The organism is Roseovarius tolerans, from assembly GCF_028885395.1.
Classification (GTDB): domain Bacteria; phylum Pseudomonadota; class Alphaproteobacteria; order Rhodobacterales; family Rhodobacteraceae; genus Roseovarius; species Roseovarius tolerans.
Genome location: NZ_CP118494.1, coordinates 2,022,737 through 2,048,553, shown reverse-complemented (window position 1 = coordinate 2,048,553; position 25,817 = coordinate 2,022,737). Strand labels below are relative to the sequence as shown.

The following is a 25,817-nucleotide window of genomic DNA, read 5'->3' as shown; positions in this document are numbered from 1 at the left end:
GGCATGAAGGGCGGGCGCGATGGCATTGCACGACAAGGCAACTCTGAGACTCCAGGACAGGCTGGATGGCCTGGCGCTGTTGGTGCTGCGGCTGGGGCTCGCGTGGTTCATGTTTCTGTGGGCAGCGCACAAGGTGATCACGCCCAGGCAATACCAGAACCTCGCGCGGCATTTCGACGGGGTCGATGTGAGCCTCGCGCAGGTCTATGCCATGGGAGGCGTGCAGATCGCGCTCTGTGTACTGGTGGTGATCGGGGTGTTTCGCTATTTCAGCTATGGCAGTCTTCTGGTGATGCATTTCTTCACCGTGACGCGCCGGTGGGAGGGTTTTTTCGATCCCTTCGCCGTGAATGACCGTGGCTTTCCAGTCAATCGCAACCAGGTGATCGACCTCGCTGTGCTGGGAGCGCTCATCGCGCTGGTGCTGCTGATCCGGCGTGATCATTTCAGCATCGGGGGCTGGCTGGCCCGGCACGACCGCGCTCGCTGGTGGATGTGACGCGCGATCAGCTGCCCAGAATGATCTTCACGTAGTTCCGGGTTTCCTTGAACGGGGGCACGCCGCCGTATTTCTGGACCGCCCCCGGACCTGCATTATAGGCCGCCAGCGCCAGCCGCCACGAGCCGAAGGTGCGGTATTGCTCGGCGAGGTAGCGCGCGCCGCCTTCGAGGTTCTGGCGGGGATCATGTGGATTGACGCCCAGCACCCGTGCGGTCTGTGGCATCAGCTGCGCCAGCCCGATTGCCCCCTTGTGCGAGACAGCATCGGCGCGCCATCCCGATTCCTGCTGCACCAACCGCAGGAACAGATCCTCGGGCACGCGATAGCGCCGCGCCGCCTGTCTAGCGATGTCGAGATAGGGCCCGCGATACACCCCGCGAAACGTCGGCGCACTCTCTCCCCACATGGTCGGGGCCTGAAACCGCTGCGGTTGGAGCCGGACCGAGTTGTTGTATTGCTGGCGGGCACGATTATCGAGAACCCGTGTCTGCGAGTCGAACTGCGACAACCGTCCTTTTGTGGACAAGACATCGGCCTGCGCGCCAAGTGATGTCGCCAGTGCCGCAATCAGCGTCGCACTTGTCAGTCTCAACATCTATGCTTTTCCCATCACCCGATAGTCGGGCAATATACGGAAAATCCCGGAAGATTCGAGGCATTTTTTGCCGCGAGGCAGACCTGCCGTGCGATATCCAGCGCATTTGAGACGTATTTTAACCTTTCCTTCATGTCGTTGGGGTGGTGTAACCGTCGGAATGCAAGGACCAATCGATTCAAGGAGGGCGCGATGGCCGGCTCTGTCAACAAGGTAATCATCATCGGCAATCTGGGCCGCGACCCGGAGGTGCGGACATTCCAGAACGGTGGGAAAGTCTGCAACCTGCGTATCGCCACCTCCGAGAACTGGAAGGATCGCAACACCGGCGAGCGGCGCGAACGCACCGAATGGCACACGGTCGCGATTTTCAACGAGGCGCTTGTGCGACTGGCCGAGCAATATCTGAAGAAGGGCTCCAAGGTTTATATCGAGGGCAAGCTGGAGACCCGCAAGTGGCAGGACCAAAGCGGTCAGGATCGCTATTCGACCGAGGTGGTGTTGCGGCCGTATGCCGGTGAAATGACCTTTCTCGACGGGCGCAGCGATGGCGGCGGCGGTGGCGGCGGCGGCGGCAGCTATGGTGGCGGTCAGGATCAGGGCTATGGCGGCGGCGATTATGGCGGCGGTAGCGATGCCGGCGGTGGCGGTGACAGCCGCCCGTCGCGCGACATGGATGACGAAATTCCGTTCTGACCGGAAGACGGGGCTCGGTCTGCTGTCACCGCGTCACCACAGGTTGACGCGCGCAGTCACGCTTGCGCGCGCTTTGCCTCTGGTCTTTCCGCGCTGCGGCATGTAGGGCGCGGACCATCACGGAACAGGACACCCCCCAATGGATCTGCGCAACATCGCCATCATCGCCCACGTTGACCACGGCAAGACCACACTCGTGGATGAATTGCTGAAGCAGTCTGGTGCCTTCCGCGCCAACCAGGCGGTGGATGAACGCGCCATGGACAGCAACGATCTGGAGCGCGAGCGCGGGATCACGATCTTTGCCAAACCGACCAGCCTGATGTGGAAGAAGACCCGCATCAATATCGTCGACACCCCCGGTCACGCCGATTTTGGCGGCGAGGTGGAGCGCATCCTGAGCATGGTCGATGGTGTCGTCCTGCTGGTCGACGCCGCCGAGGGCCCGATGCCGCAGACCAAGTTCGTCACCTCCAAGGCGCTGCGCCTCGGGCTGCGGCCCATCGTGGTGCTCAACAAGGTCGACAAGCCCGATGCCGAGCCTGATCGCGCGCTGAACGAATGTTTCGATCTTTTCGCCAATCTCGATGCCAATGACGATCAGCTGGATTTTCCGCATATGTATGCGTCCGGCCGCTCGGGCTGGGCCGATCACGAATTGGACGGGCCGCGCAAGGATCTCTCGGCGCTCTTTGAGTTGATCGTCAACCACGTCCCGGCCCCGAAGCAGATCGCGCATGTGGACGAAGATTTCCGCATGCTTGCCACCACGCTCGGGGCTGATCCGTTTGTCGGTCGCCTGCTGACGGGGCGGGTGGAATCCGGTCGCCTCAAGGTGGGTCAGACCGTGCAGGCGCTCAGCCGCATCGGTCAGAAGATCGAACAGTTCCGCGTCACACGTATCCAGGCGTTTCGTGGTCTGGCCTCTCAGGACATCGAAGAGGCGACGGCGGGCGATATCGTCAGCCTTGCGGGCATGTCCAAGGCCACCGTGGCCGATACGATCTGTGCGCTGGCCGTGGAAGAGCCGATCGAGGCTCAGCCCATTGACCCGCCCACCATCACAGTCACTTTCGGGATCAATGACAGCCCGCTGGCGGGCCGCGACGGCAAGAAGGTGCAGAGCCGGGTCATTCGCGAACGCCTTATGAAGGAGGCGGAATCGAACGTCGCCATCAAGATCAGCGATACCCCCGGCGGCGAGGCGTTCGAGGTCGCGGGACGCGGCGAATTGCAGATGGGCGTGCTGATCGAGAACATGCGCCGCGAGGGGTTCGAGTTGAGCATTTCGCGCCCGCAGGTGCTGATGCGCGAAGGCGAGAACGGCGAGCGCCTGGAGCCCATCGAAGAGGTCACCATTGACGTCGATGACGAATACTCCGGCGCGGTGATCGAAAAGATCACCGGCCCGCGCAAGGGCGAGTTGGCCGAGATGAAACCGGCGGGGGCAGGTAAGACGCGGATCATCGCGCATGTGCCGTCGCGCGGTCTTATCGGCTATCACGGTGAATTTCTGACTGATACGCGCGGCACCGGGGTGCTCAACCGCGTGTTCCACGGTTGGGCGCCGCACAAGGGACCAATCCCGGGCCGCCGCGCGGGTGTTCTGATTTCGATGGAAAACGGCGACGCCGTGGCTTTTGCGCTATGGAACCTCGAAGATCGCGGGCGTATGTTCATCGGTGCGCAGGCCAAGGTTTATACCGGCATGGTCATCGGCGAGCACAGCCGCGAGAACGATCTCGAGGTGAACCCGCTCAAGGGCAAAAAACTGACCAACGTGCGGGCCTCGGGCACTGATGAGGCCGTTCGCCTGACCACGCCGATCACGCTCAGCCTCGAAGAGGCGATTGCCTATATCGACGATGACGAGTTGGTGGAAGTGACGCCAAACGCGATCCGGTTGCGCAAGCGCTATCTCGATCCGCATGAGCGCAAGCGCCTGTCCAAATCGAAGTGAGCTTTGGGGCGCGCGCGCAGGATTTCGTCCTCCGCGTGCGCTTCTCAGGCCCTGAAGCCGATCTTGTAGAGGTGAATTTCGTTGGCCGGGTGCTTCTCGGCATTCACCAATCGCCCGTTGTGGTGATTGTAGAGCGCGCGCCAATAGGGCTGGATGATGACGCCTTCGTCGCGCAGGATAGTCTCCAACTGGGCCATGACGCTGCGCCGTGTCTCGGGGTCGGAGAGACGATTGGCCTCGTCCAAAAGGGCGTCGAACGCGTCATTTGAAAAACCGGTCTCGTTCCAGACAGCCCCGGTGCGGTAGGCGAGAGACAGCACCTGCACGTCGAGCGGGCGATGGTTCCATTGCGTGCCAGAAAACGGGTAGTCGCGCCAGTTCGCCCAAAAGGTCGCGCCCGGCACGATCCGCCGATCCACTCGCAGCCCCGCGTCGCGCAGTTGGGCCGCCACGGCATCGCCGGTGTTGCGTTGCCATTCATCATCGACGGTGACCAGTTCATGCTTGAAACCGAGGAGGCCGGCTGTCTCGATTTCGGCCCGGGCCTGGGCCGGATCATAGGCCGCAGGCCCGATATCGGCATAGGCGGGGTGGATCGGGCTGACATGGTGGTTGGCGGCCAGGGTGCCGCGCCCGCTATAGCCAAGCTCCAGGCAGATCGCGTTATCGACGGCGAGCGCGAGCGCGCGGCGCACCGCTGCGTTTCGATAGGGGTTGCTGCCGACGAGTGCCGCGTTCTGTGATCCACGGATCACCAGCGTCGCTGCTGTTTCGGCGCGAGTCGCGATCCAGCCGATGGCATCCATCGCGTCGATAAAGGCCCCTACCGACTCGTAGAGCAGGTCAATCGCGCCGTCATCCGCGGCCGCGAGCCATGCCGACGGATTGGTGCCGAGGTCGATGAATTCGACCCGGTCGAGCCATGGTCCGCCGAAAACCTCGGTCCCCCACCAGTCGTGATCGGGGTGGCGTTCTAGGATGCAGCTTTCTCCGACGGTCATGCTGACGGGGCGAAACGGGCCGGTGCCGATGCCATGGGAGAAGGGATCGCCGCCCTCATAGCTTTCATGGACAATGGCTGCCGGATAGTCAGACATGTTGGCAATCAGCGCGATATCGGGGCGCGACAGGCTGAGCGCGACGGTGAGATCGTCGACGACCGTGATCGCCCCGTCGCGGACCTGTCCGGTTTCCGGGTTGATCAGCGCGGCAAAGCGGCTGGCCATGGAATTGCCAAGGGCGCGCGTATCGCACCAGCGGGCGATGTTGCGGGCAACGTCTGTGGCGGTGAAGGGGTCACCGTTGTTCCAGCGCACGCCGGGGCGGAGATGCAGGAGGTATCCGGTGGCGTCGGCATTGATCTCCCATGCCTTGAGGAGCATGCCGGTAAAGGTGCCATCGCCTCGGTATTCCACCAGATACTCGAGAAAGCCACGGGTCTGGTTGGCCAGCTCACTCCAGTCGTAGCTGCGCGGATCCTTGAGCGGCTTGACGCTTTGCTGGATGCGCAGGGTGCCGCCCTGTGCGATGGCGGATTGTGCCTGTGCCGGCCAGGGAAGGCCTCCCAGGGCATAAGCCGCCGTGGCCCCGAGGCCGAGCGTTGTCACGCGGCTGAGAAATTCGCGTCGCCCCATGCGCCCGGCCCGAAGCTCTGTCACCAGGGGGGCGGTCGCGGGATGAGGGGGCTTTTGCGTCATGGCGGGCTTTCACTGGTTGAGGGCCTTTTCTCATTAGATATTGCCGTGGGTCCGAGCGCAACCCGGCAGGGGTCGGGACCAAGATGTTTCGGGTGTGATCGGATGTCCGCCCGGCCAAGAGCGACCGTGCCGCCCGTACCCCGTCAGACCGCGCGGGCAATGGGCGGGCGGGCCGTTGCCTTGCCGCGCAGGGATGAGGGACTCTGACCGGTGTGATGCAATATGAAGCGCGAGAAATAAGCGGCGCTGCCGAAGCCGAGGCTGGCGGCGATCTGGCCTACCGGTATCTCGTTGGCCTCGAGCAGGTCGCGGGCGGCGTGCAGGCTGCGTTCGGTCAGCATGTCGGCGGCAGTGAGGCCCGACAATTGCTTGCACACGCGGGTGAGATGCGTGGGCGTCACACCGAGTGCACGCGCATAGACGGCCATCGACCGCCCGCTCTGGAAATCGCGCTCGATCAGGGCGGCATAGGCGCGCACCAGACGCTCGCCCGCCGTGGGGCGCGCGGTTTCGGGGTGGTCGATCATCGCGCGACGCAGCCAGACGCTGACAAGATTGGCCTCGGCATTGAGCGCCTCGTCCATGTAGGTGCGTGTGTTGCTTTGCTCGCGCTGCATCGCCTCGAATATGGCGGTCAGCTCGTTCTGGCTGGCCACGTCGCGGATGCGCAGGTGTTGCGGGATATCGGGCATCGGGGTGGTCCCGCCGGAGGGCACCTCGCACACCAGCCCGAAGCCGGATTTACCTAGATCGAGCGAGAACATGGTACCTGCGGGAATGGCCAGTGCGTTGTGCACGCCGACGCCGCGTCGCACGCCCTCAACCACCGCGATGCCCTGACCGCGGGTGATCCAGACAAGGGCGTGATGCGGGCAGGAATGTTGCAGCGTGGCACGCCAATCGGCCCCCTGCACCCATTGCACCACGGTCATGACTCGCGCGTGTGGCATCTGGCGAATTTCCCGAAATAGTCGCGTTTGGACTAGTCATCGCATGAATTTGTGGCTGTGTCAGGGAGAAACTGCGGAAAATCTAAAGCGTATCGGCGGCGATCCGCCGCCAGTCGCGCATGCGGGCGCGGAACCAGGTGCGTTGCCTCTTGGCATATTGCCGGGTGGCGATGGTGGCCGCCTCGCGGGCGGCGTCAAGGGTGATTTCGCCACGCAGATGCGCCACGAGGTCCGGCGCGCCGATGGCTTTCATCGAGGGCAGAGTAGGGTCCCAGACGGCGAGGTTGGCGCGCACCTCGTCAAGCGCACCTGCCGAAAGCATCGCGTCGAATCGTCGGGCGATGCGGGCGTTGAGCCAGTCCCTTTCCGCCTCGACCAGAAGTGCTGTGCAGGCATCGAGCGGAAGTAGCGGCGGTGGTGTCATGTCCTGCCATGCGGCAAGGCCCTGTCCGGTGGCCTGTTGCACCTCCCATGCGCGCTGCACGCGCATCGGGTTCCGGGTGTCGATGCGGGCCCGGGTGACGGCGTCGATGCCGTCAAGGAGGGCGTCGACACCCCGATCCCTACGCAAACGGTCGGCCTCGGCGCGGAGCGCGGCGGGCGTTGTGGGGATGTCGGCCAGCCCTTCGGTAAGGGCGGTGAAGTAGAGCCCGGTGCCGCCGGTGATGATCAGGCGGTGGGGTCCGTCGAGCAGGTCCCTGACCTCGCGCAGCCAATGGCCGGTGGAATAGTCCTGCCGCGCGCCGATATGACCGTAGAGCCGGTGTGGCACGGCGGCCGCGTCCGCTGCGTCGGGCCGGGCCGAAAGAATGCGCCAGTTCTCATAGACCTGCAACGCGTCGGCATTGACGATCACACCGCCTTGCGTGCGCGCGATCGCCATGGCCAGCGCTGATTTGCCACTGGCCGTCGGGCCTGCGATCAGCACGGTTCGGGCGGGGTCTATGTCGGTGATCACGTCCATGGCGTTTCGTTACCCAAGAAAGGCCCGCTTTACGAGGTGCATTTCTAGCGGTTTCCCGCGCCACGCCGGTTTTCTGCGATTGCACCTGCCGCCCATTTGCGACATTTTGCGCTCAACCCGAAATTTGCGGAGATCCCCGATGACATCCCCCGACAGCCCGAAGCCGAGATTCAGCCGCGTCATGCTCAAGATCTCGGGGGAGGCGTTGATGGGCGACACATCCTACGGGCTGCATCCGCCGACCGTTGAGCGGATCGCACGCGAGGTCAAGGTGGTGCATGATCTGGGCGTCGAGATCTGCATGGTGATCGGCGGAGGCAACATCTTTCGCGGCCTGCAAGGCTCGGCGCAGGGGATGGAACGCACCACCGCCGATTACATGGGCATGCTGGCCACGGTGATGAACGCACTGGCGATGCAAAGCGCGCTGGAGAAGATCGGCGTCTTTTGCCGGGTGATCAGCGCCATTCGGATGGATGAGGTGGCGGAGCCGTACATTCGCCGCCGCGCCGTCCGGCATCTGGAGAAGAAACGCGTCTGCATATTCGCGGCGGGTACGGGCAATCCTTATTTCACCACCGACACCGCGGCCACGCTGCGCGCCAATGAAATGGCCTGCGAGGCGATCTTCAAAGGCACCAAGGTGGACGGGGTCTATGACAAGGATCCGATCAAGCATGCCGATGCCAAGCGCTATGACAGCGTCACCTATGACGAGGTTCTGGCACAGCATCTCAACGTGATGGACGCCTCGGCAATTGCGCTCGCGCGGGATAACAACTTGCCGATCATCGTCTTCTCTCTCGACGAGCCGGGCGGGTTCAAGGGTATTCTCGGCGGTGAGGGCACCTATACAAGCGTGCACGGTTAAGGCTAAACAGAAAGCGAGACGCAGCCCGCAAGAAGGACAAAGACGACATGGCGGACGATATCGAAATCGACACAGGCGACTTGGAGCGGCGGATGGACGGGGCGATGAATTCGCTCAAGACCGAGTTTGCATCGTTGCGCACGGGCCGGGCCTCGGCCTCGATGCTGGAGCCGGTGCAGGTTGATGCTTACGGCCAGATGACACCGATCAATCAGGTGGGCACCGTCAACGTGCCCGAGCCGCGCATGGTCACCATCAATGTCTGGGACAAGGGCCTTGTCGGCAAGGTAGAGAAGGCCATTCGGGAGAGCGGGCTGGGGATCAATCCGCAGCTCAACGGGACGATCATCATGCTGCCCATCCCCGAGCTGAACGAGGAACGCCGCAAGGAGTTGACCAAAGTTGCCTCGCAATATGCCGAGCATGCGCGGGTCGCCGTGCGCAACGTGCGCCGCGACGGCATGGACAAGATCAAGAAGGCCAAGGCCGACGGCATGTCCGAGGACGATCAGAAGTTCTGGGAGACCGAGGTGCAGGATCTGACCGACCGCTTCATCAAGCTTGTCGACGATGCGCTGGAGCACAAGCAAGCCGAGATCATGCAGGTTTGATGATGAAGGGCGCTGTCACGGCCAAGACCAAGCCCGCAGGCGAGGGGCCGCGCCATGTTGCGATCATCATGGACGGCAATGGCCGGTGGGCGCAAAAGCGCGGGCGTCCACGCTTGTTCGGTCATCATGCCGGAGCGCGGCGGGTGCGCGAGATCGTGGAATCCTGCCCCGGGCTGGGGGTCGACTATCTGACGATCTTCGCGTTTTCGACCGAGAACTGGAAGCGCACGCAGACCGAGGTGGCCGGTCTGATGAATCTCTTTCGCCGCTACATCATCAAGGAAATGCAGGGGTTCGTGCGCGAGAACGTGCGGGTGCGCTTTATCGGTGACCGCTACCGGCTGGAAAGCAGGCTGCGCGCACTGATGGAGGAGGCCGAGGCGATGACGGCGCATTGCACGCGGCTGAACCTGACCATCGCGCTCAATTACGGGGGGCGAGACGAGGTGTCGCGTGCCACGCAGCGGCTGGCACGGGACGTGGCAGAAGGGCGGTTGCGCCCCGAGGACGTGGATGAGGAGACGCTGCCGCGCTACCTTGATACCTGCGTATTGCCCGACCCCGATCTGGTGATCCGCACGAGCGGCGAGGCGCGGATCTCGAATTTCCTGCTGTGGCAGTCGGCCTATGCGGAATACGAGTTCATCGACACGCTCTGGCCGGATTTCACTGCTGACATCTTTGCCGGAGTTCTGGCGCAATATGGCACCCGCGACCGGCGGTTCGGGGCCGTCTCCGCATGAGTGTGACGGCCCGATGGTCCGATCTGGCCCCGAGGGTGATGTCGGGGCTGGTGATGATCGTGCTGGGCGCAGTCGCGATCTGGCTGGGCGGTGTAGTCTTTGGAGCGGTCGTGGCCGTCTTGTCTGGGCTGATGGTCTGGGAAGGCGCGCGGATGTTCGCGGCACCCGACGCGGGGCGCTCGGGCGTGCTTGCGGCGGCGGCTGTGGCACTGTCGCTCTGGCTGCCGGGCCTGGTGGTGTTGCCGCTGCTTCTGGCTGCAACGCTGGTTACGGTAAGTGCTGTCGACCGCGAGCGCGGACCGTTCTTTGCCCTGACCCTCTGGGCGCTGTTGGGGTGCTATGCCATGGGCCTGCTGCGCGCCGAGGCGGGGGTGATCTGGGTGCTGTGGATGGTCGTGATCGTGGTCGTGTCAGATGTCGCGGGCTATTTCGCGGGGCGCAGCCTGGGCGGGCCGAAATTCTGGCCACGCATCAGCCCCAAGAAGACATGGTCGGGCACCATTGCCGGCTGGATCGGGGCGGGGATCGTTGGTGCGGTTTTTGCCTGGCCTACGGGCGCGGGGCTGGCGCTGATCCCGGTGTCGATCCTCGTGGGCTTTGCCGGGCAAATGGGCGACATCGCCGAAAGCGCGATCAAGCGTCTGCGCGAGGTGAAAGACAGTTCCAACCTCATTCCCGGGCATGGCGGTGTGCTCGACCGGTTCGACGCGATGCTGGGGGCGGCGCTTGTTGTGGTGATCCTCTGGGCGCTTGGCCTGATGCCGGGGGTGGCATGAAACGGGTATCCATTCTGGGCGCCACCGGCTCTGTCGGGCAAAGCACGATCGATCTTATCTCGCGTGATCCGGATGCCTATGATGTGGTGGCGCTGACCGGGGGGGGCAATGTCGCGCGACTGGCGGCGGATGCCCGTGCGCTCAAGGCCGATCTGGCGGTCGTTGCGCAAGAGGACCTATTACCGGATCTGCGCGCGGCGCTTGCAGGGTCGGGGCTAGAGGCTGCTGCCGGGCGCGATGCGCTGATCGAGGCGGCGCGGCGGCCTGCCGATTGGGTGATGTCGGCCATCGTTGGTGCTGCGGGGCTTGCGCCGGGGCTGGCGGCCTTGGAGCAGGGCGCGACGTTGGCGCTGGCCAACAAGGAATCGCTGGTCACGGCGGGGCCGCTTCTGATTGCGACGGCCAAGGCGCATGGCGCGCGGATTTTGCCCGTCGACAGCGAGCATTCGGCGATCTTTCAGGCGCTGGTAGGTGAGGATGCGGCGGCGGTGACGCGCGTGATCCTGACCGCCTCGGGGGGGGCGTTTCGCGACTGGCCGCTGGAGCGGTTGGCGGCGGCGACGGTGGCCGAGGCGTCAAGTCATCCCAACTGGGACATGGGACAGCGGATCACCATCGATTCGGCGTCGATGTTCAACAAGGCGCTGGAGATGATCGAGGCGCGGGAATTCTTCGGCTTTACCCCCGATCAGATCGAGGTGCTGGTGCATCCGCAATCGCTGGTGCATGCGCTGGTGGGGTTCTGCGATGGCGGGTTGATGGCGCATGTCGGCCCGCCGGACATGCGCCACGCCATTGGCTATGCGCTCAACTGGCCGGACCGGCGCAGCTTGCCGGTGGCGACGCTCGATCTGGCGGCTGTGGGCACGCTGGAGTTTCGCGCGCCCTGCGAGACACGCTATCCGGCGCTGCGGCTGGCGCGCGAGGTGATGGCGGCGGGGGGCCTCTCGGGGGCGATCTTCAATGCCGCCAAGGAGCGCGCGCTCGATCACTTCATCGCCGGGCGCGTGCGGTTTACCGACATGAGCGCAATCGTCGAGGACACGCTGAGCGTTCTCGCGGCGCGCCCCGAGGCCCGTTGTGACGATCCGACCCTTGATGTGGTGGCCCATATGGACCATTTGGCAAGGGATGAGGCCGACCGGGCGGCCATGACGCGACAAGTTTAGGGACAGCACGTGGATATTCTGACGTTCCTGCCGCAATTCGGCAGTGTTTTCATGACCATAATTGCCTTTGTGGTGGCGCTTTCGGTCATCGTGGCCGTGCATGAATACGGCCATTACATCGTCGGTCGCTGGTCGGGCATCAAGGCGGAGGTGTTTTCGCTTGGGTTCGGCCCGGTGCTTTATTCGCGGATCGACCGGCACGGCACGCGCTGGCAGGTGGCGGCTTTGCCATTCGGCGGCTACGTGAAATTCCTCGGTGACGCGGACGCGGCGAGCGGCAAGGACGGCGAGGCGATGGCTGACCTGCCACCCGAGCGGCTGCGCCAGACCATGCACGGCGCGCCACTCTGGGCACGTACGGCGACGGTGGCTGCGGGGCCGGTCTTCAACTTCATCCTGTCTATTATCGTGTTCGCGGCCGTGATGATGAGTGGCGGCAAGACTGCGGAGCCGCTGACCGTAGGGGAACTCAAGCCGCTGCCGGTCGAGGGGATCACGTTGCAAACCGGCGACGAGATCCTCGGAATCGCGGGCGGTGACCTGCCGCCGATGGATGAGACCGAGCCCTATGAGGCGTTTCTCGATGCGTTGCCGGTGCAGGCATTGCTAGACTACGACGTTCGCCGCGACGGCGCGCGCATGACCGCGCAGGGCCCTCACCTGCTGCCGCCGCTGGTGGCCGGGCTGTCGCCGCAATCGGCGGCATTCGATGCGGGGCTGAAGGCCGGAGACGTGATCACCGGGATCAACGACCGATCTGTCGTGGCGTTTTCGGAGCTCAAGGAGATCGTCGAGGGATCGAATGGCGCGCCGCTGGCGCTGGACATGTGGCGGCCGGAGAGTGGCCCGTTCGAGACCACGCTGACACCGCGCCGGGTGGACGAGCCGCAGCCCGAGGGCGGGTTCAAGACCGAGTGGCGGATTGGCATCGCGGGCGGTCTGGCCTTTGAGCCCGCGACCGAGGCGCTTGGGCCTGTCGAGGCGGTCAGCGGCGCGGTTGTGCAGACCGGTGAGATCATCCAAAGCTCGATTTCGGGCCTGTATCACATGGTCACCGGCGCGATCAGCAGCTGCAACATGTCCGGGCCAATCGGCATCGCGCAGGTCTCGGGTGCGATGGCGAGCCAGGGGGCGCAAAGCTTCATCTGGTTCATCGCGGTTCTGTCGACTGCCGTAGGGTTGCTCAACCTCTTTCCGGTGCCGGTTCTGGATGGTGGGCACCTGGTGTTCTACGCCTATGAGGCCGTCACCGGTCGCCCCCCGAGCGAGCGCGCCCTGCGCGTGCTGATGACGGTGGGGTTGACGCTGATCCTGTCGCTGATGCTGTTCGCGGTGTTCAACGATCTCTTCTGCCCGTGACGCGCGCTTGCGGGGCGGATGATGGAATTGAGTATTTTCGCCAAGAAGACGCAATGGGGCTGTTTTTGCGGTCCGGTTGATTTATCCTGACGGGCAACGAGACCGGGGACCGGCGAATGAGCAGGATCATGCGAACATGGCTGATGGGGCTGGCGATGCTGGTCCTAGCCTCTGCGGTGCAGGGGCAGGAGAGCGGATTTAGCGGTCTTGCGCGGCTCGACACGGCCCAAAGCACGATCAGCGATACGCGGCACGGGCTGGAGGTCACGCTGACGCTGTCGCAAGGCGTGCCCTACCGGGTGTTCACGCTGGATGATCCGGCGCGGCTGGTGATGGATTTTCGCGAAGTGGATTGGAACGGCGCGCAGTCGGGAGCCTTGATCACCGGTGCGCGTGCACTCGGCCTGCGGCTGGGGCAGATCCGGCCCGGCTGGTCGCGTATGGTGGTCGATCTCGCGGGGCCGCATATGCTGGAAGAGGCCGGGCTGCGGATCGACCGGCAAAGCGGCGCGGCGCGGCTGCAGGTTCGACTGGGACGCGAGGACGCAGAGGGGTTTGCTGCCAGCGCGGGCACGCCGGATGTGCCCGGTTGGGATCTGCCTGCCGCCGTATCGGCACCGGTGGCCCCACGCGCGGATGACGGCGTGTTTCGCGTCGTGCTCGACCCCGGACATGGCGGCATTGACCCTGGGGCCGAGGTCGATGGCACGCAGGAGAAAGACCTGATGCTGATTTTCGCGCGCGAGTTGCGCGAAGTGCTCTTGCGCACCGGTGGCTTTGACGTGGTACTAACCCGTGACGCCGACGAATTCGTCAGCTTGGAGCGACGCGTGGCGCTGGCACATCGGGCGGGGGCGGACGTGTTTTTGTCCTTGCACGCCGATGCGCTCAGCGGTGCGCGGGCGCGGGGGGCCTCTGTCTACACGTTGTCAGACAGTGCCTCGGATGCCGCGAGCGCGGCGCTGGCCGAACGCCACAACCGGGCCGATATTCTGGCCGGGGTCGATCTGAGCGGCAAGGATGACGTGGTGGCCGATGTCCTCATGGATCTGGCGCGAATGGAGACGCAGCCGCGCTCGGAACATCTGGCGCGGGTCTTTCTGGAGGGGTTTCGCGCCGCCGGTCTGCCGCTCTTGTCGCGGCCAAAGCGGCATGCCGGGTTTTCGGTGCTCAAGGCGCCCGATATCCCGTCGGTCCTGATAGAACTGGGGTTTCTGTCGAACCCGCGCGACCTGAAGAACCTGCGTGATGCGGAGTGGCGGGCGCAGGTGGCGCAGGCGGTGAGCGACGCGCTCGGGCTGTGGCATGATGCCGATGCGGCGCGCGCCGGGCTGGTGCGGCAATGAGCGGGCCTGCGCCAATCCTTTTGACCCGTGCCCCCGGCATGCCTATATGGGGCGCATCCATCCAGCGGGGGCGCGCGTGTTCCGACCGATTCTGAGCCTTTTCGGCACTGTCTTTAGCCTGATCACCCTTGTCGTGGTGATTGTCGGGCTGAGCATCGGTGCGGTCCTGCATATTTATGGCAAGGACCTGCCAAGCCATGAGAGCCTTGCCAATTACACGCCCCCCACGATCAGCAGGATCTATTCCAGCGAAGGGCGCATCATCGACGAGTTCGCCCGCGAGCGGCGGCTGTTCACGCCCGCCGAGGATATTCCCGATCTGGTGAAGCAGGCTTTCATCAGCGCCGAGGACAAGAATTTCTACAGCCATGGCGGCTATGACGCCTTGGGCATCGCGTCCGCCATTGTCGATGCGGTGAAGTCACGCGGGCGCAATGTGCGTGGTGCGTCGACCATCACGCAGCAGGTGATGAAGAACTTTCTGTTGTCGGGCGATCGGCAGTTGGAGCGCAAGATCAAGGAGATCATTCTCGCCACGCGGATCGAGGAGACGCTGAGCAAGGAAAAGATCCTTGAGCTTTATCTCAACGAGATTTTTCTTGGCCAAAACAGCTATGGCGTCACCGCAGCTGCCCAGACCTATTTCAACAAGACGCTGCGCGAGTTGGCCCCGCATGAGGCCGCCACGATAGCGGCCATGCCCAAGGCCCCGAGCGATTATCACCCGGTGCGCGAGAAAGAACGCCTGCTCGACCGGCGCAATTTCGTGCTTCGGGAGATGTGGGAAAACGGCTATCTGACCGAGGCGGAGTATCGCGCGGAGCGCGAGGCACCGCTGCGCTCGGTCCAGAATGGTGATTTCCCACCGTTCAGCGCCGATCTGCCACCGCGCGATTACTTCACCGACGAAATCCGTCGTCAGCTGAGCGAGGATTTCGGCGAAGGCGAGTTTTTCTCGGGCGGGCTGTCGGTGCGGGCCACGCTCGACCCTGAGATGCAGGCGAACGCGGCGCGCGCGCTGCGTCGTCAGTTGGAGCAGTATGACCGGGGCCGGGGCAGGTGGCGCGGCACCGGGATGACGATCCCGCCCGATGCGCTGGATTCGGAGGAGACATGGCGCGCCGCGTTGAACGATTTGCGTGTGCCGCGCGATATCGACCTCAATGGCCAATGGTATCCGGCGGTGGTGCTGGAAACCGGCGATCAGGCGATGCGCATCGGCATCGAGGGCGTCGAGGGCGTGCAGGAGGTGCCGCGCAGCGATATCGCCTGGCTTCCCGGGGACTTTCACGAAACCTTTGATGCAGGTGACGTGGTGCATGTGCGCCGCATGATCGAGGACGATAGCGGCGACTTAATCCGCTGGACGTTGCGGCAGGTGCCCGAGGCGCAGGGCGGCTTTATGGCGATGGACGTCAATACGGGCCGGGTGCTGGCGATGCAGGGCGGGTTTTCCTATCAGCATTCGGTATTCAACCGCGCGACGCAGGCGATGCGGCAGCCCGGCTCCAGTTTCAAGCCATTTGTTTATGCCGCTGCCCTCGACAGTGGCTATTCCCCGGCCACCATCGTGATCGACGCGCCGATCGAGATCGATACGCCGCAGGGGCTTTGGCGGCCGCGCAATTCGTCGAACAAGTATTACGGTCCGACGCCGTTGCGCACCGGCATCGAGCAGTCGCGGAACCTGATGACCATCCGCCTCGCACAAGAGGTGGGGATGGATGTGGTGGCGAATTACGCTGAACGCTTCGGCGTCTATGACAACATGGGCAAGTTCCTGGCCAACTCGCTCGGCTCCGAGGAGACCACGCTGTTCAACATGGTGGCGGCCTATGCGATGTTCGCCAATGGCGGCGAGCGGGTGCGCCCCAGCCTCGTGGACCGGGTGCAGGATCGCTATGGCCGCACCGTCTATTCGCAGGATCAGCGCCAATGCGTGGATTGCAACGACCCCAACCTGCCCGAGGGGACAGGCCCGCGCATCGTGTCGGATCGCGAGCGGGTTATGAACGCCGTCACCGCCTATCAGCTGACATCGATGATGAAAGGCGTGGTGGATCGCGGCACCGCCTCTGGGGCGATCAACCTGCCGGTGCCCGTGGCAGGCAAGACCGGCACCACCAACGATGCGCGCGATGTGTGGTTCGTGGGCTTTACCAGCAACATCGCAGCCGGGTGTTATATTGGCCATGACCAGCCGCGCGGCTTGGGGAGCGGGGCCTATGGCGCGTCGCTGTGCGGGCCGGTGTTTCAGGAGTTCATGAAAGAGGCGGTCGCGAAATACGGTGGTGGTCCGTTCGATGTGCCGCCCGGGGGGCACTTCATCAAGATCGACCGGTTTTCAGGTGCGCGCCTGCCCGACGATGCCTCGGGGCCGAATGTGGTGGCCGAGTATTTCCGTGACGGTGAGGAGCCGATCTTTGGCGTGATGTTCGATGGCGGGTTCGCCATGGGCAACGATCTGGATCTGTATAGCGCAGGTACGCGCGAACAGGTGCGCGACGTGACCACCTCGACCGGGGAAAAGGCGCAAGTGGGCGGCAAGGCAACCTTTGGCTCGATGAGTTCGGGTGGGTTGTACTAGGGATGGTCGGCGGGCCGGTGGCGGGTTTGGTATAACGCTGCCGTTGCCGTGAGCCGCGTACCGCGCGGGTGCGGAAATCCTGGGTCCATGCCGGACCATGACAGCCTCTCTTCTGCCTGCCCCTGCTACGACGCGCTGCCCTTGCCCGGCCCGCCGCGCTGCGGTATCACCCGCATCTGAGCAGGCAAGGACAGATCAGACAATGCGCGCCGAAGCACAAACCCTCGTTTCCGAGATCGAAAAATCGCTGGAGCTGTTGCGTCAGCGACTGGGATGGGAGACCGCCCGGCACCGGCTGGAGGAATTCAATGCGCGGGTCGAGGACCCGACGCTGTGGGATGATCCGGCACAGGCGCAAAAGCTGATGCGCGAGCGGCAGGCGCTGGTCGACGCGCTGGAGACGCATGACAACATCAAGCAGGAGATGGAGGATCAGCTGGGCCTGATCGAGCTAGGCGAGATGGAGGGTGACGAAGAGGTCATCACAGAGGCAGAGGCCGCACTGCGTTCACTGGCCAAAGTCGCCGCCGCCAAGGAACTGGAGGCGCTGCTCGATGGCGAGGCGGATGCCAATGACACGTTCCTCGAGATCAATGCGGGCGCGGGCGGCACCGAGAGCTGTGACTGGGCGTCGATGCTCGCGCGAATGTATGTCCGTTGGGCCGAAAAACGCGGCTACACCGTCGAGTTGCAATCGGAGTCGTCGGGGGAAGAGGCGGGGATCAAATCCGCCGCCTACAAGATCAGCGGCCACAATGCCTATGGCTGGCTGAAATCGGAATCGGGCGTGCATCGGCTGGTGCGGATTTCGCCGTTTGATTCGGCGGCCAAGCGGCACACGTCGTTCTCGTCGGTCTGGGTCTATCCCGTGGTGGACGACAATATCGAAGTCGAGGTGAACCCCGCCGATATTCGCATCGACACCTATCGCTCGTCGGGTGCGGGCGGGCAGCACGTGAACACCACCGACTCGGCTGTGCGGATCACACATATCCCGACCGGAATCGTGGTGACATCTTCGCAGAAATCGCAGCACCAGAACCGCGATATCGCCATGAAGGCGCTGAAATCACGGCTTTACCAGCAAGAGCTTGACCGGCGCAACGCGGCGATCAACGAGGCGCATGACAATAAGGGCGACGCAGGTTGGGGCAACCAGATCCGCTCTTACGTGCTGCAGCCCTACCAGATGGTCAAGGATCTGCGCACTGGGGTCGAGACCTCCGACACGAAGGGCGTGCTCGATGGCGATCTCGACCCGTTCATGGCCGCGACGCTGGCGCAGAACGTTAGCGGCAAAAGCCGCGCCGAGGCGCAGGGGGATGATTGACCGCTTTTCGTGCCGCCCCTAGGATGGGCGCGCGAAATTTATCATGATTTCGGGGGCGCGCCCGTATTGGTGCTTCCAACTGCCGCTTTGAACGACTAGATAAACCAATGATATTCCCGGGGGCGATCCATGGACCCCCGAGATAGGGAGAGACAGACATGCTGAACAATATCGGCCTTCCCGGCCTTCTTCTCATCGCCGTGGTGGTGCTGGTGCTTTTCGGTCGCGGCAAGATTTCCTCGCTGATGGGCGAAGTGGGCAAGGGTATCACCTCGTTCAAGAAAGGTGTCGCTGACGGCACCAAGGAACTCGATGACGAGTCCAAGGACGAGGATGAAACCGCCCGCGACGTGACCCCCACCGACGAAAAAGACAAGGTCTGAACCTTAAATGCTGGACTTGGGCTGGACCGAGCTTTTGCTCATCGGCATCGTGGCACTGATCGTCGTGGGCCCCAAGGACCTGCCCGGGATGTTTCAGGCCGTGGGCAAATTCGTGGGCAAGGCCAAGGGCATGGCACGCGAATTCAGCCGCGCGATGAATGACGCCGCCGATCAATCCGGCGTGAACGACATTCAGAAGAGCTTCAAGGCTGCGTCCAACCCGATGAAAACGGCAATGGACGAGGTCAAGAAGACCACCGAGAATGCGACCCGCGACCTGACCACGGTCGACACGCCCGCGCTCAGCCCCGAGCGGCGGGCGCAGGCTGACAAGATCCGTGAGAAATCCGCCGAAATGGCCACAGCGCGTCATGCTGCCGAGGCCGAGGCAAAGGCTGCCGCCGAGGCGCAGGCCACGGAACCGACCGACAGCAAGCCCGCCAAGCCAAAGCCAAAGCCCAAAACCAAGGCTAAAGCCAAGACCAGCAAGACCGCCGCGGCGAAGGCCGAGGACAAGGCATGAGCACCCCCGAAGAGATCGAAGACAGCAGCGCACCGCTGATCGAGCACCTGGCGGAGTTGCGCAACCGTCTGATCCATTCTGTCGTCGCCTTCATCATCGGCATGGTGATCTGTTTCACCGTCGCCACCCCGATCTTCAACTTTCTTACTGCGCCACTCTGCCAGGTTCTGGCCGAGCGCGGGCAGGATTGCGACCTGATCTTCATCTCGCCGCAAGAGGGGTTCTTCGTCGCGATCAAGGTCTCGCTTCTGGGCGGGTTCATCCTCGCCTTTCCTTATATCGCAAACCAAATGTGGCGGTTCGTGGCTCCGGGGCTCTATAAATCCGAGAAAGGCGCGTTCCTGCCGTTTCTCGTGGCCTCGCCGTTCATGTTCTTCCTCGGCGCGTCCTTTGCATTCTACGTGGTCACGCCGCTGGCCTACGACTTCTTCCTCGGCTTCCAGCAATTCGGCGGGCAGGGCGAGGCTGTCGAGGGCGGTCAGAATGCGGCCCCTCTGTCGGTGGTGTTCCAGGGCTCCGCGCAGGAGTACCTCAACCTCACGATCAAGTTCATCGTGGCCTTTGGGCTGTGCTTCCAGCTTCCTGTTCTGCTCACGCTGATGGGCAAGGCGGGTCTGGTGAGCGCGCCGGGCCTGCGCTCGGTGCGTAAATACGCGGTGGTGGGTATTCTGTTGCTGGCTGCGCTGGTGACGCCGCCTGATGTCATTACGCAGATCATTCTCTTTATCGTGGTTTATGGTCTCTATGAGGTGTCGATCCAGCTGGTGCAGCGGGTTGAACGCAAGCGTGAAGCGGAACTGCGCGAACAGGGTCTTTGGTTTGATGAAGACGAGGAGATCATCCCCGACGAGGACGAGATGCAGGCCGAGTTCGATCCCGAGGCCGACAAGGGCAAGGACTGAGGCAAGCACTAAATGACCACCGATCCGCTGGACCGTATTGCCGCCGCATTGGAACGGATGGCCCCCGCGCCGCTAAGCGCGCCGCAGTTCGACGCCGCTGACGCCTTTGTCTGGCATGTGTCACCCGACCGACTGGAGCCGGTCGAGACGGTCAACCGGGTGGATATGCAATTGCTGGTGGGCATCGACCGGTCACGCGACACGCTCCTGGCCAACACCCAGCAATTCGCACGGGGCCTGCCTGCCAACAACGCGCTACTCTGGGGCGCGCGCGGCATGGGCAAGTCGAGCCTTGTCAAGGCCGTGCATGCGTCTGTGCGCGCCGAGGGGCTGCCGCTCAAAATCGTGGAGTTGCAGCGCGAAGACCTGCCGTCGGTGGGGCGTCTGCTGAACCTCTTGCGCGGGTCTGAAGCGCGGTTCCTGCTCTTTTGTGACGATCTGAGCTTTGGCCATGACGATCAGCATTACAAATCATTGAAGGCGGTGCTGGATGGCGGGATCGAAGGGCGGCCTGAGAACGTGGTGTTCTACGCCACCTCGAACCGCCGCCACCTGATGCCCCGCGACATGATCGAGAACGAGCGCTCGACCTCGATCAACCCCTCCGAGGCGGTGGAGGAAAAGGTGTCTCTGTCGGACCGGTTCGGGCTGTGGCTGGGGTTCCATCCCTGTGATCAGGACGAATACCTGTCGATGATCCGCGGCTATTGCGACGCCTATGGGGTCGAGATCGACGACGCCACCCTGCGCGCCGAAGCGATCGAGTGGCAAGCCACGCGTGGCGCGCGATCGGGCCGGGTGGCGTGGCAATACTTCACCGACCTTGCGGGCCGTCGGGGCGTGAGGGTTTGAGGCAACTGCGACGCTGCCCTTGAAACCGAGCACATCCTTCAGACAGCACTGAGATACGCCGTAACGAAAAACCCCGCCTTGCGGCGGGGTTTTGTTTTGCGAAGCGCGGGTCTGGTTCAGGCGCGACGGCGGCGGCTGCGGGAGCCCGCGCGGCCACCGGTGCGGACTTCTTCGCCCGGCTTCGGCGGGGCCTTGTTGAACTTGATCCAATTGCCGCCGTGCGGATCGTTGTTGGTCAGGAAGTTGGCGGCCATGATCGCCTCCATCTCCTTGCCCGCGCGCGGCTTCATCGAGCCGAGGCCGAACAGCTGGCAGAAGGTCTCGTCGTCCATGTCCTCGGGCAGGATCAGACCGGCGGCGGCGATCTCGGCCTTTTTTGCCTCCATCTCGGCCTGTTTCACCGGCAGCGCGATCGGGTTCATGATGGCGCTGGTCATGCCCGCGCCCATGGCCATGGGCAGGAAGGCGTTGTTGATGCCGTGGCGGTTGGGCAGGCCGAAGGAGATGTTCGAAGCCCCACAAGTGGTGTTGACGCCCAGTTCCTCGCGCAGGCGGCGGACGAGGGTGAAGACCTGCTGACCGGCCGTTCCCATCGCGCCGATCGGCATGACCAGCGGATCGACCACGATGTCATGCGCGGGGATGCCGAAATCGGCGGCGCGCTCGACGATCTTCTTCGCGACGGCAAAGCGGACGTCGGGGTCTTCGGAGATGCCGGTGTCGTCATTTGAGATGGCGACGACCGGCACGTTGTATTTCTTGACCAGTGGCAACACGTATTCGAGACGGTCCTCTTCGCCGGTCACCGAGTTGAGCAGCGGACGGCCATGGGCGGCCTGAAGCCCGGCCTCGAGGGCCGCAGGAACCGATGAGTCGATGCACAGCGGCAGGTCGACAAGACCCTGCACCAGCTCGACAATGGCGGTCATCAGCGGCGGTTCGGTCTCGTTCGGGTTAGGGTTGGAGTTATAGACCACGCCCGCGTTGATATCGAGTACTGTGGCCCCGGCGGCGGCCTGCGCGATGGCGTCGGATTCCACGGTGGAATAATCGCCCGCCTCCAGCTCGGCGGCGAGTTTCTTGCGGCCGGTCGGGTTGATGCGTTCGCCAATGACACAGAACGGCTCGTCAAAGCCGATCACGGCGGTCTTGGTTTTGCTCTCGACGATGGTGCGGGTCATGGTCTGTTGTTATCCTTGTTTGCTGGCGGGCGTGGCTGCGGCCCCGCCGTTTTCGATGGCCCATTCTGCATTGGCCTTGATCCCGCCGAGCGGGAAGAAATGCACATGCTCGATGTTGAAGTCCGGGTTGGCGGCCTTGTGGGCCGCGAGTTCGGTGAGCACCTCGGTTGGCTCGTAGGGCATGAGCAGCTTGGAGACATCCATAGCGCGTTTCTGCAGAACCTTCAAAGAGGGGCCGACACCGCAGGCGATGGCGAACTTGATCAGGGTCTGGAGTTTCGCCGGTCCGGCGATGCCGATATGGATGGGCAGCGTGATCCCCGCCTCGCGCAGCGCGTCGGCCCATTTGATGATCGGCTTGGCGTCAAACGCGAATTGCGTGGCGAGCGCCATCTGCGCGTCGGTGGTTTCGGAAAACTTCTGCTTCCAGCGCAACGCATCGTCGACGTTTCGGCGGCTGCCGTCGGGGTCGATGTCGCGGTTCCCCTCGGGGTGGCCTGCGACATGCAGGCGTTTAAAGCCCGCGCGATCGAACTCGCCGGTTTCCAGCAGTTGCGTGGAGGCGTGGAAATCGCCGTGCGGTTTCTCGACGCCACCGGCGAGCAGAAGCGCCTGATCGACGCCAGCCTCGCCCTGATAGCGCGCGATCCAGTCGGCCAGCGTGGCGCGGTCCTTGATGATGCGCGCAGGGAAGTGCGGCATCACCGGATAGCCTTCGCGCGACAGGCGCTTGGCGGTGGCGACCATCTCGTCGATCGGCGTGCCTTCGATGTGGGCGATGTAGACGCGGGTGCCTTCGGGCAGGAGGTCGCGGAAATTCTCGACCTTCTCGGCGGTGCGCGGCATCACCTCGATGGAATAGCCCTGAAGGAACGCCTCCAACTGGGCATTGGCCGGGGTGACTTTCTCACGCTTCTTGAAGTTCAAAAGTGCCATTGCGGCCTCCCATATCGAACCGGGGCGCATTCACGCCCAGCCATTGTTGGCGATCAGGGTCTTGATGCGATCCTGATCATACTCTGCGTCGAGCCGCGCCGCCTCGGATTTGGCGACGGCGTCGGGCTCGCCTTCTACGGGATAGGGATCAGCCTTGCGCCATTCAGCAAGGTAGTCGTCGGTGCCTGCGGCACCCGTCTTCATCGCGGCCCGGTCGATGGCCTGCTCAAAGCGTTCGGGCAATTGCACCTTGCTGCCGCGACGCCCCTTGCCGACGATGACCTGCGCGGGGATGTCCCGCCAATAAACGATGGTGACGTCAACCATGCTGATTCCTTTCTCCTCAAGGCCTCTACCTAATGCAGGGCAGGCACGTGTCAGTGCATGATTTCGACAGAACGGAAGCGTCATGCGACGTCGCGAGAATAGCCGGGGCGCAATCGGGAGGCCATGGGCGCGATTGGGAAAATGATTCATGATCTTCATCGGATCATTGCAACGCTTGCGCGGGCGGCGGGATGAGATTACCTTGAAGGCAACTTGAAATGGAGGGCGTGTTGTCATGGCGCCCAAGCGTCCCGAAAGTGCGGGCGCGATCCCGAAACCGGTTGAGAGCCCCGCACTGAGCCTGCCGGATCAGCCGTCGCTATATGCGGCACTGGATCTGGGAACAAACAGTTGTCGCATGCTGATTGCCCGTCCCGAGGGCACGCAGTTCAAAGTCGTGGACAGTTTCTCGAAATCGGTGCAACTGGGAGCCGGGCTGGAACGCTCGGGCAAGTTGTCGCGCGCGTCGATCTACCGGACCATTCAGGCGCTGCGGGTGTGTCGGCAAAAGCTCAAGCGGCACCGGGTGACGCAGATGCGGCTGGTGGCGACCGAGGCGTGCAGGCGCGCCAGCAACGGCGCGGATTTCATGGCCCGGGTCGAGCGTGAGACGGGTCTGCGACTCGATATCATCAAGCCCGAGGAAGAGGCGCGGCTGGCGGTTGTGTCCTGCGCGCCGCTGGTCAGCGCCGGGACCGAGCAGCTCTTGGTGGTGGATATCGGCGGCGGGTCAACAGAACTTGTGTGGATAGACCTGCGCGACGTGCCGCAGCCAGAGCGTCGCCGCGCGATCATGCGTATGCATCTGGGGTTTCAATGCCCGGACGGGCGGCCCGGCGCGCGGGTGGTCGACTGGATCAGCGTCCCGTTGGGTGTGGCGACGCTGCGCGATCAGTTCCGCGATGTCGAGGATGACAGCGCGCGCTTTGCGTTGATGAGCTGGTTCTTTGAAGAGAACCTTGCCGAGTTCGCCCCCTACAAGGACGAGCAGACGCGCGAGGGCTTTCAGATCGTCGGCACGAGCGGCACGGTCACCACCGTGGCGGCGAGCCACCTGGGGTTGAAGCGATATGACCGTAACAAGGTGGATGGGCTGACCATGACCAGCGACGAGATCGACAAGGTGATCCGTAATTACCTCGCGCTTGGTCCGGCGGGGCGGCGGCGTGACCCGCGGATCGGGCAGGATCGGCAGGCGCTGATCATGTCGGGGGCGGCGATCCTGCAGGCGCTGCTCCGGTGCTGGCCCACGGACCGGCTGAGCGTGGCGGATCGCGGGTTGCGCGAGGGGATGCTCTACGCGCAGATGGCGGCGGATGGTGTATTGATGGACGGGGACGATTGATGGCAAAGGGGCCGGACGGCAAGAACACTTCGGGGCGTGGACAGCGCGACCTGACGGTCAAGGTTAAGACGGCGCGGGGGCGGCGGGCGTCTTCGACCCGCTGGCTGCAACGGCAGCTCAATGACCCTTATGTCAAGCGCGCGCAGCTGGAAGGCTATCGTGGGCGCGCGGCGTTCAAGATCATGGAACTCGATGACAAGTTCCGCTTTCTCGTGCCGGGCGCGCGGGTGGTCGATCTGGGCTGTGCACCAGGCGGTTGGTGTCAGGTAGCGGTGCCGCGCGTCAATGCGCTTGGCGAGAAGGCGGGCAAGGCACAGGGGCGCATTCTGGGTGTCGATCTGCAAGAGGTGGAGCCGATTGCGGGCGTTGAGTTGCACCAGCTTGATTTCATGGACGACGGCGCGGACGACAAGGTCAAGGACTGGCTTGGCGGCAAGGCGGATGTGGTGATGTCGGACATGGCGGCGTCCTCATCCGGGCACAAGCAAACCGACCATCTGCGCATCATCGCGCTCTGTGAGGCGGCGGCCTATCTGGCCTTCGACGTGCTGGAAGAGGGCGGCACCTTCGTTTCCAAGGTGCTGGCCGGCGGCGCAGAGGGAGAGCTTCAGAAGCTGTTGAAGCAGCGCTTTGCCAAGGTGGCGAATGTCAAGCCGCCCGCCTCGCGCGCGGACAGTTCCGAGAAGTTCGTGGTGGCAACCGGGTTCAAGGGGTAGGACGATGGAGACGCGGCTGCGCGCGGGGGAGGTGGTGACGGAAACGCCCGAGGCGCACGATGCCGGACTGCTGTTCATCGGGCGCATCTGCACCCCCTGGACGCGGCGTGAGGACTGCCCGCGACAGGGGCGGCTCGATGGCCCTGATTGCCGCATCGAAGTTTTCGAGCCGTGGCAGGCGGCATTGGAAGGGATCGGGGCCTATGCGCATCTGGAACTCCTTTATTGGCTCGATCGCTCACGCCGCGATTTGGTGCGGCAGAACCCCAAGGGCGATGGCACGCGCTATTTCGGCACCTTCGCGCTGCGCTCGCCGCAGCGGCCCAACCCCATCGGCACCTCGCAGGTACGGCTGGTGGCTGTGGAGCCGGGGGCGCTGGTGGTGCGGGGGCTCGATTGTCTGGACGGCACACCGCTGATCGACATCAAGCCTGACCGTTGCGAATTTACGCCCAAGGCCCCGATGAAACCGGCGGATGGATGAGAAATGGCCCCC

At 63.7% G+C, this 25,817-nt stretch carries 26 protein-coding genes; 19 read left to right on the top strand and 7 right to left on the bottom strand.

Features of this window, described 5'->3' with window-relative positions; all coding sequences use genetic code 11:
* Nucleotides 1–19: 19 nt before the first annotated feature.
* Complete coding sequence (locus tag PVU19_RS10065; protein WP_050661877.1) at nt 20–499, top strand: hypothetical protein; 480 nt, start codon at nt 20–22, stop codon at nt 497–499.
* 7 nt (nt 500–506) lie between these two features.
* Here PVU19_RS10065 and PVU19_RS10060 read toward each other — a convergent pair whose 3' ends face one another.
* Complete coding sequence (locus tag PVU19_RS10060; protein WP_050661878.1) at nt 507–1,097, bottom strand: lytic transglycosylase domain-containing protein; 591 nt, start codon at nt 1,095–1,097, stop codon at nt 507–509.
* Nucleotides 1,098–1,289: 192 nt separating this feature from the next.
* Between PVU19_RS10060 and ssb the strand changes: the two genes are divergently transcribed.
* Both ssb and typA read left to right on the top strand, forming a co-directional pair.
* Nucleotides 1,290–1,793 (top strand): single-stranded DNA-binding protein, encoded by a 504-nt coding sequence (gene ssb / locus PVU19_RS10055; RefSeq protein WP_050661879.1) that lies wholly within the window; start codon nt 1,290–1,292, stop codon nt 1,791–1,793.
* A 139-nt stretch (nt 1,794–1,932) separates the two neighbouring features.
* Nucleotides 1,933–3,753, top strand: a complete 1,821-nt coding sequence (gene typA, locus PVU19_RS10050; RefSeq protein ID WP_050661880.1) for a translational GTPase TypA — start codon at nt 1,933–1,935, stop codon at nt 3,751–3,753.
* Between the two features lie 44 nt (nt 3,754–3,797).
* On the opposite strand, the gene PVU19_RS10045 is transcribed toward typA, so the two are convergent.
* The 3 genes from PVU19_RS10045 to miaA form a co-directional block, all read right to left on the bottom strand.
* Nucleotides 3,798–5,450, bottom strand: a complete 1,653-nt coding sequence (locus PVU19_RS10045) for an ABC transporter substrate-binding protein (protein ID WP_050661881.1) — start codon at nt 5,448–5,450, stop codon at nt 3,798–3,800.
* Between the two features lie 143 nt (nt 5,451–5,593).
* Nucleotides 5,594–6,400 (bottom strand): helix-turn-helix domain-containing protein, encoded by an 807-nt coding sequence (locus PVU19_RS10040; RefSeq protein ID WP_050661882.1) that lies wholly within the window; start codon nt 6,398–6,400, stop codon nt 5,594–5,596.
* An 82-nt stretch (nt 6,401–6,482) separates the two neighbouring features.
* Nucleotides 6,483–7,364 (bottom strand): tRNA (adenosine(37)-N6)-dimethylallyltransferase MiaA, encoded by an 882-nt coding sequence (gene miaA / locus PVU19_RS10035; RefSeq protein WP_050661883.1) that lies wholly within the window; start codon nt 7,362–7,364, stop codon nt 6,483–6,485.
* Nucleotides 7,365–7,503: 139 nt separating this feature from the next.
* Here miaA and pyrH point away from each other — a divergent pair, with 139 nt between their 5' ends.
* From pyrH to PVU19_RS09970, 13 genes are all read left to right on the top strand, one after another.
* A complete protein-coding gene (gene pyrH / locus PVU19_RS10030) occupies nt 7,504–8,235 on the top strand; it encodes a UMP kinase (RefSeq protein WP_050661884.1) in 732 nt (243 codons plus the stop codon).
* Nucleotides 8,236–8,282: 47 nt separating this feature from the next.
* Nucleotides 8,283–8,846: a ribosome recycling factor gene (gene frr / locus PVU19_RS10025; RefSeq protein ID WP_050661885.1), complete on the top strand. Its 564-nt coding sequence runs from the start codon at nt 8,283–8,285 to the stop codon at nt 8,844–8,846.
* Nucleotides 8,846–9,589 carry an isoprenyl transferase gene (locus PVU19_RS10020; RefSeq protein ID WP_050661886.1) on the top strand — a complete coding sequence of 248 codons (744 nt, stop codon included), beginning with the start codon at nt 8,846–8,848 and terminating at the stop codon, nt 9,587–9,589. Before frr ends, PVU19_RS10020 begins: the two co-directional genes overlap by 1 nt.
* Nucleotides 9,586–10,365 carry a phosphatidate cytidylyltransferase gene (locus tag PVU19_RS10015; protein ID WP_050661887.1) on the top strand — a complete coding sequence of 260 codons (780 nt, stop codon included), beginning with the start codon at nt 9,586–9,588 and terminating at the stop codon, nt 10,363–10,365. The genes PVU19_RS10020 and PVU19_RS10015 overlap by 4 nt, the downstream gene beginning before the upstream one ends.
* Nucleotides 10,362–11,534 (top strand): 1-deoxy-D-xylulose-5-phosphate reductoisomerase, encoded by a 1,173-nt coding sequence (gene dxr, locus PVU19_RS10010; protein WP_050661888.1) that lies wholly within the window; start codon nt 10,362–10,364, stop codon nt 11,532–11,534. The genes PVU19_RS10015 and dxr overlap by 4 nt, the downstream gene beginning before the upstream one ends.
* Before the next feature lie 9 nt (nt 11,535–11,543).
* Nucleotides 11,544–12,893, top strand: coding sequence for an RIP metalloprotease RseP (gene rseP / locus PVU19_RS10005; protein ID WP_050661889.1), 1,350 nt, complete (start codon nt 11,544–11,546; stop codon nt 12,891–12,893).
* Nucleotides 12,894–13,009: 116 nt separating this feature from the next.
* Nucleotides 13,010–14,239: an N-acetylmuramoyl-L-alanine amidase gene (locus tag PVU19_RS10000; protein ID WP_050661890.1), complete on the top strand. Its 1,230-nt coding sequence runs from the start codon at nt 13,010–13,012 to the stop codon at nt 14,237–14,239.
* Between the two features lie 76 nt (nt 14,240–14,315).
* Complete coding sequence (locus PVU19_RS09995) at nt 14,316–16,826, top strand: penicillin-binding protein 1A (protein WP_050661935.1); 2,511 nt, start codon at nt 14,316–14,318, stop codon at nt 16,824–16,826.
* A 202-nt stretch (nt 16,827–17,028) separates the two neighbouring features.
* Entirely contained in the window at nt 17,029–18,156 is a 1,128-nt protein-coding gene (prfB, locus tag PVU19_RS09990) for a peptide chain release factor 2 (protein WP_050661891.1), read from the top strand.
* A 158-nt stretch (nt 18,157–18,314) separates the two neighbouring features.
* The gene (locus PVU19_RS09985) at nt 18,315–18,539 is read left to right on the top strand and encodes a twin-arginine translocase TatA/TatE family subunit (protein ID WP_050661892.1); all 225 of its coding nucleotides are present in this window, start codon (nt 18,315–18,317) and stop codon (nt 18,537–18,539) included.
* 7 nt (nt 18,540–18,546) lie between these two features.
* Complete coding sequence (gene tatB / locus PVU19_RS09980) at nt 18,547–19,062, top strand: Sec-independent protein translocase protein TatB (protein ID WP_050661893.1); 516 nt, start codon at nt 18,547–18,549, stop codon at nt 19,060–19,062.
* Entirely contained in the window at nt 19,059–19,964 is a 906-nt protein-coding gene (gene tatC / locus PVU19_RS09975) for a twin-arginine translocase subunit TatC (RefSeq protein ID WP_050661894.1), read from the top strand. Before tatB ends, tatC begins: the two co-directional genes overlap by 4 nt.
* A gap of 12 nt (nt 19,965–19,976) precedes the next feature.
* On the top strand, nt 19,977–20,816 hold the full coding sequence (locus PVU19_RS09970) for an ATP-binding protein (protein WP_050661895.1): 840 nt from the start codon (nt 19,977–19,979) through the stop codon (nt 20,814–20,816).
* A gap of 116 nt (nt 20,817–20,932) precedes the next feature.
* Here PVU19_RS09970 and PVU19_RS09965 read toward each other — a convergent pair whose 3' ends face one another.
* Genes PVU19_RS09965 through PVU19_RS09955 form a run of 3 tightly spaced genes read right to left on the bottom strand, consistent with a single transcriptional unit; the run spans nt 20,933 to nt 23,260 of the window.
* On the bottom strand, nt 20,933–21,997 hold the full coding sequence (locus PVU19_RS09965) for a methyltetrahydrofolate cobalamin methyltransferase (RefSeq protein ID WP_050661896.1): 1,065 nt from the start codon (nt 21,995–21,997) through the stop codon (nt 20,933–20,935).
* 9 nt (nt 21,998–22,006) lie between these two features.
* Complete coding sequence (locus PVU19_RS09960; protein WP_050661936.1) at nt 22,007–22,933, bottom strand: methylenetetrahydrofolate reductase; 927 nt, start codon at nt 22,931–22,933, stop codon at nt 22,007–22,009.
* A 30-nt stretch (nt 22,934–22,963) separates the two neighbouring features.
* Complete coding sequence (locus PVU19_RS09955; protein WP_050661897.1) at nt 22,964–23,260, bottom strand: virulence factor; 297 nt, start codon at nt 23,258–23,260, stop codon at nt 22,964–22,966.
* Nucleotides 23,261–23,495: 235 nt separating this feature from the next.
* Between PVU19_RS09955 and PVU19_RS09950 the strand changes: the two genes are divergently transcribed.
* Genes PVU19_RS09950 through tsaA form a run of 3 tightly spaced genes read left to right on the top strand, consistent with a single transcriptional unit; the run spans nt 23,496 to nt 25,805 of the window.
* Entirely contained in the window at nt 23,496–24,605 is a 1,110-nt protein-coding gene (locus PVU19_RS09950) for a Ppx/GppA phosphatase family protein (RefSeq protein WP_050661898.1), read from the top strand.
* The gene (locus tag PVU19_RS09945; RefSeq protein WP_050661899.1) at nt 24,605–25,321 is read left to right on the top strand and encodes an RlmE family RNA methyltransferase; all 717 of its coding nucleotides are present in this window, start codon (nt 24,605–24,607) and stop codon (nt 25,319–25,321) included. The genes PVU19_RS09950 and PVU19_RS09945 overlap by 1 nt, the downstream gene beginning before the upstream one ends.
* A gap of 4 nt (nt 25,322–25,325) precedes the next feature.
* Entirely contained in the window at nt 25,326–25,805 is a 480-nt protein-coding gene (gene tsaA / locus PVU19_RS09940; protein WP_050661900.1) for a tRNA (N6-threonylcarbamoyladenosine(37)-N6)-methyltransferase TrmO, read from the top strand.
* Nucleotides 25,806–25,817: the final 12 nt, after the last annotated feature.

What these genes read in the sequence shown, in the direction of transcription:
- pyrH (WP_050661884.1), top strand. Translation starts at nt 7,504, where the DNA reads ATGACATCCCCCGACAGCCCGAAGCCGAGATTCAGCCGCGTCATGCTC.
- PVU19_RS10045 (WP_050661881.1), bottom strand. Translation starts at nt 5,450, where the DNA reads ATGACGCAAAAGCCCCCTCATCCCGCGACCGCCCCCCTGGTGACAGAG.
- prfB (WP_050661891.1), top strand. Translation starts at nt 17,029, where the DNA reads ATGCGCGCCGAAGCACAAACCCTCGTTTCCGAGATCGAAAAATCGCTG.
- PVU19_RS10065 (WP_050661877.1), top strand. Translation starts at nt 20, where the DNA reads ATGGCATTGCACGACAAGGCAACTCTGAGACTCCAGGACAGGCTGGAT.
- PVU19_RS10020 (WP_050661886.1), top strand. Translation starts at nt 8,846, where the DNA reads ATGATGAAGGGCGCTGTCACGGCCAAGACCAAGCCCGCAGGCGAGGGG.
- tsaA (WP_050661900.1), top strand. Translation starts at nt 25,326, where the DNA reads ATGGAGACGCGGCTGCGCGCGGGGGAGGTGGTGACGGAAACGCCCGAG.
- PVU19_RS09970 (WP_050661895.1), top strand. Translation starts at nt 19,977, where the DNA reads ATGACCACCGATCCGCTGGACCGTATTGCCGCCGCATTGGAACGGATG.
- PVU19_RS09985 (WP_050661892.1), top strand. Translation starts at nt 18,315, where the DNA reads ATGCTGAACAATATCGGCCTTCCCGGCCTTCTTCTCATCGCCGTGGTG.
- typA (WP_050661880.1), top strand. Translation starts at nt 1,933, where the DNA reads ATGGATCTGCGCAACATCGCCATCATCGCCCACGTTGACCACGGCAAG.
- miaA (WP_050661883.1), bottom strand. Translation starts at nt 7,364, where the DNA reads ATGGACGTGATCACCGACATAGACCCCGCCCGAACCGTGCTGATCGCA.
- tatB (WP_050661893.1), top strand. Translation starts at nt 18,547, where the DNA reads ATGCTGGACTTGGGCTGGACCGAGCTTTTGCTCATCGGCATCGTGGCA.
- PVU19_RS09945 (WP_050661899.1), top strand. Translation starts at nt 24,605, where the DNA reads ATGGCAAAGGGGCCGGACGGCAAGAACACTTCGGGGCGTGGACAGCGC.
- PVU19_RS10060 (WP_050661878.1), bottom strand. Translation starts at nt 1,097, where the DNA reads ATGTTGAGACTGACAAGTGCGACGCTGATTGCGGCACTGGCGACATCA.
- ssb (WP_050661879.1), top strand. Translation starts at nt 1,290, where the DNA reads ATGGCCGGCTCTGTCAACAAGGTAATCATCATCGGCAATCTGGGCCGC.
- tatC (WP_050661894.1), top strand. Translation starts at nt 19,059, where the DNA reads ATGAGCACCCCCGAAGAGATCGAAGACAGCAGCGCACCGCTGATCGAG.
- PVU19_RS09950 (WP_050661898.1), top strand. Translation starts at nt 23,496, where the DNA reads ATGGCGCCCAAGCGTCCCGAAAGTGCGGGCGCGATCCCGAAACCGGTT.
- PVU19_RS10015 (WP_050661887.1), top strand. Translation starts at nt 9,586, where the DNA reads ATGAGTGTGACGGCCCGATGGTCCGATCTGGCCCCGAGGGTGATGTCG.
- frr (WP_050661885.1), top strand. Translation starts at nt 8,283, where the DNA reads ATGGCGGACGATATCGAAATCGACACAGGCGACTTGGAGCGGCGGATG.
- PVU19_RS09955 (WP_050661897.1), bottom strand. Translation starts at nt 23,260, where the DNA reads ATGGTTGACGTCACCATCGTTTATTGGCGGGACATCCCCGCGCAGGTC.
- dxr (WP_050661888.1), top strand. Translation starts at nt 10,362, where the DNA reads ATGAAACGGGTATCCATTCTGGGCGCCACCGGCTCTGTCGGGCAAAGC.
- PVU19_RS10040 (WP_050661882.1), bottom strand. Translation starts at nt 6,400, where the DNA reads ATGCCACACGCGCGAGTCATGACCGTGGTGCAATGGGTGCAGGGGGCC.
- PVU19_RS09965 (WP_050661896.1), bottom strand. Translation starts at nt 21,997, where the DNA reads ATGACCCGCACCATCGTCGAGAGCAAAACCAAGACCGCCGTGATCGGC.
- PVU19_RS10000 (WP_050661890.1), top strand. Translation starts at nt 13,010, where the DNA reads ATGAGCAGGATCATGCGAACATGGCTGATGGGGCTGGCGATGCTGGTC.
- PVU19_RS09960 (WP_050661936.1), bottom strand. Translation starts at nt 22,933, where the DNA reads ATGGCACTTTTGAACTTCAAGAAGCGTGAGAAAGTCACCCCGGCCAAT.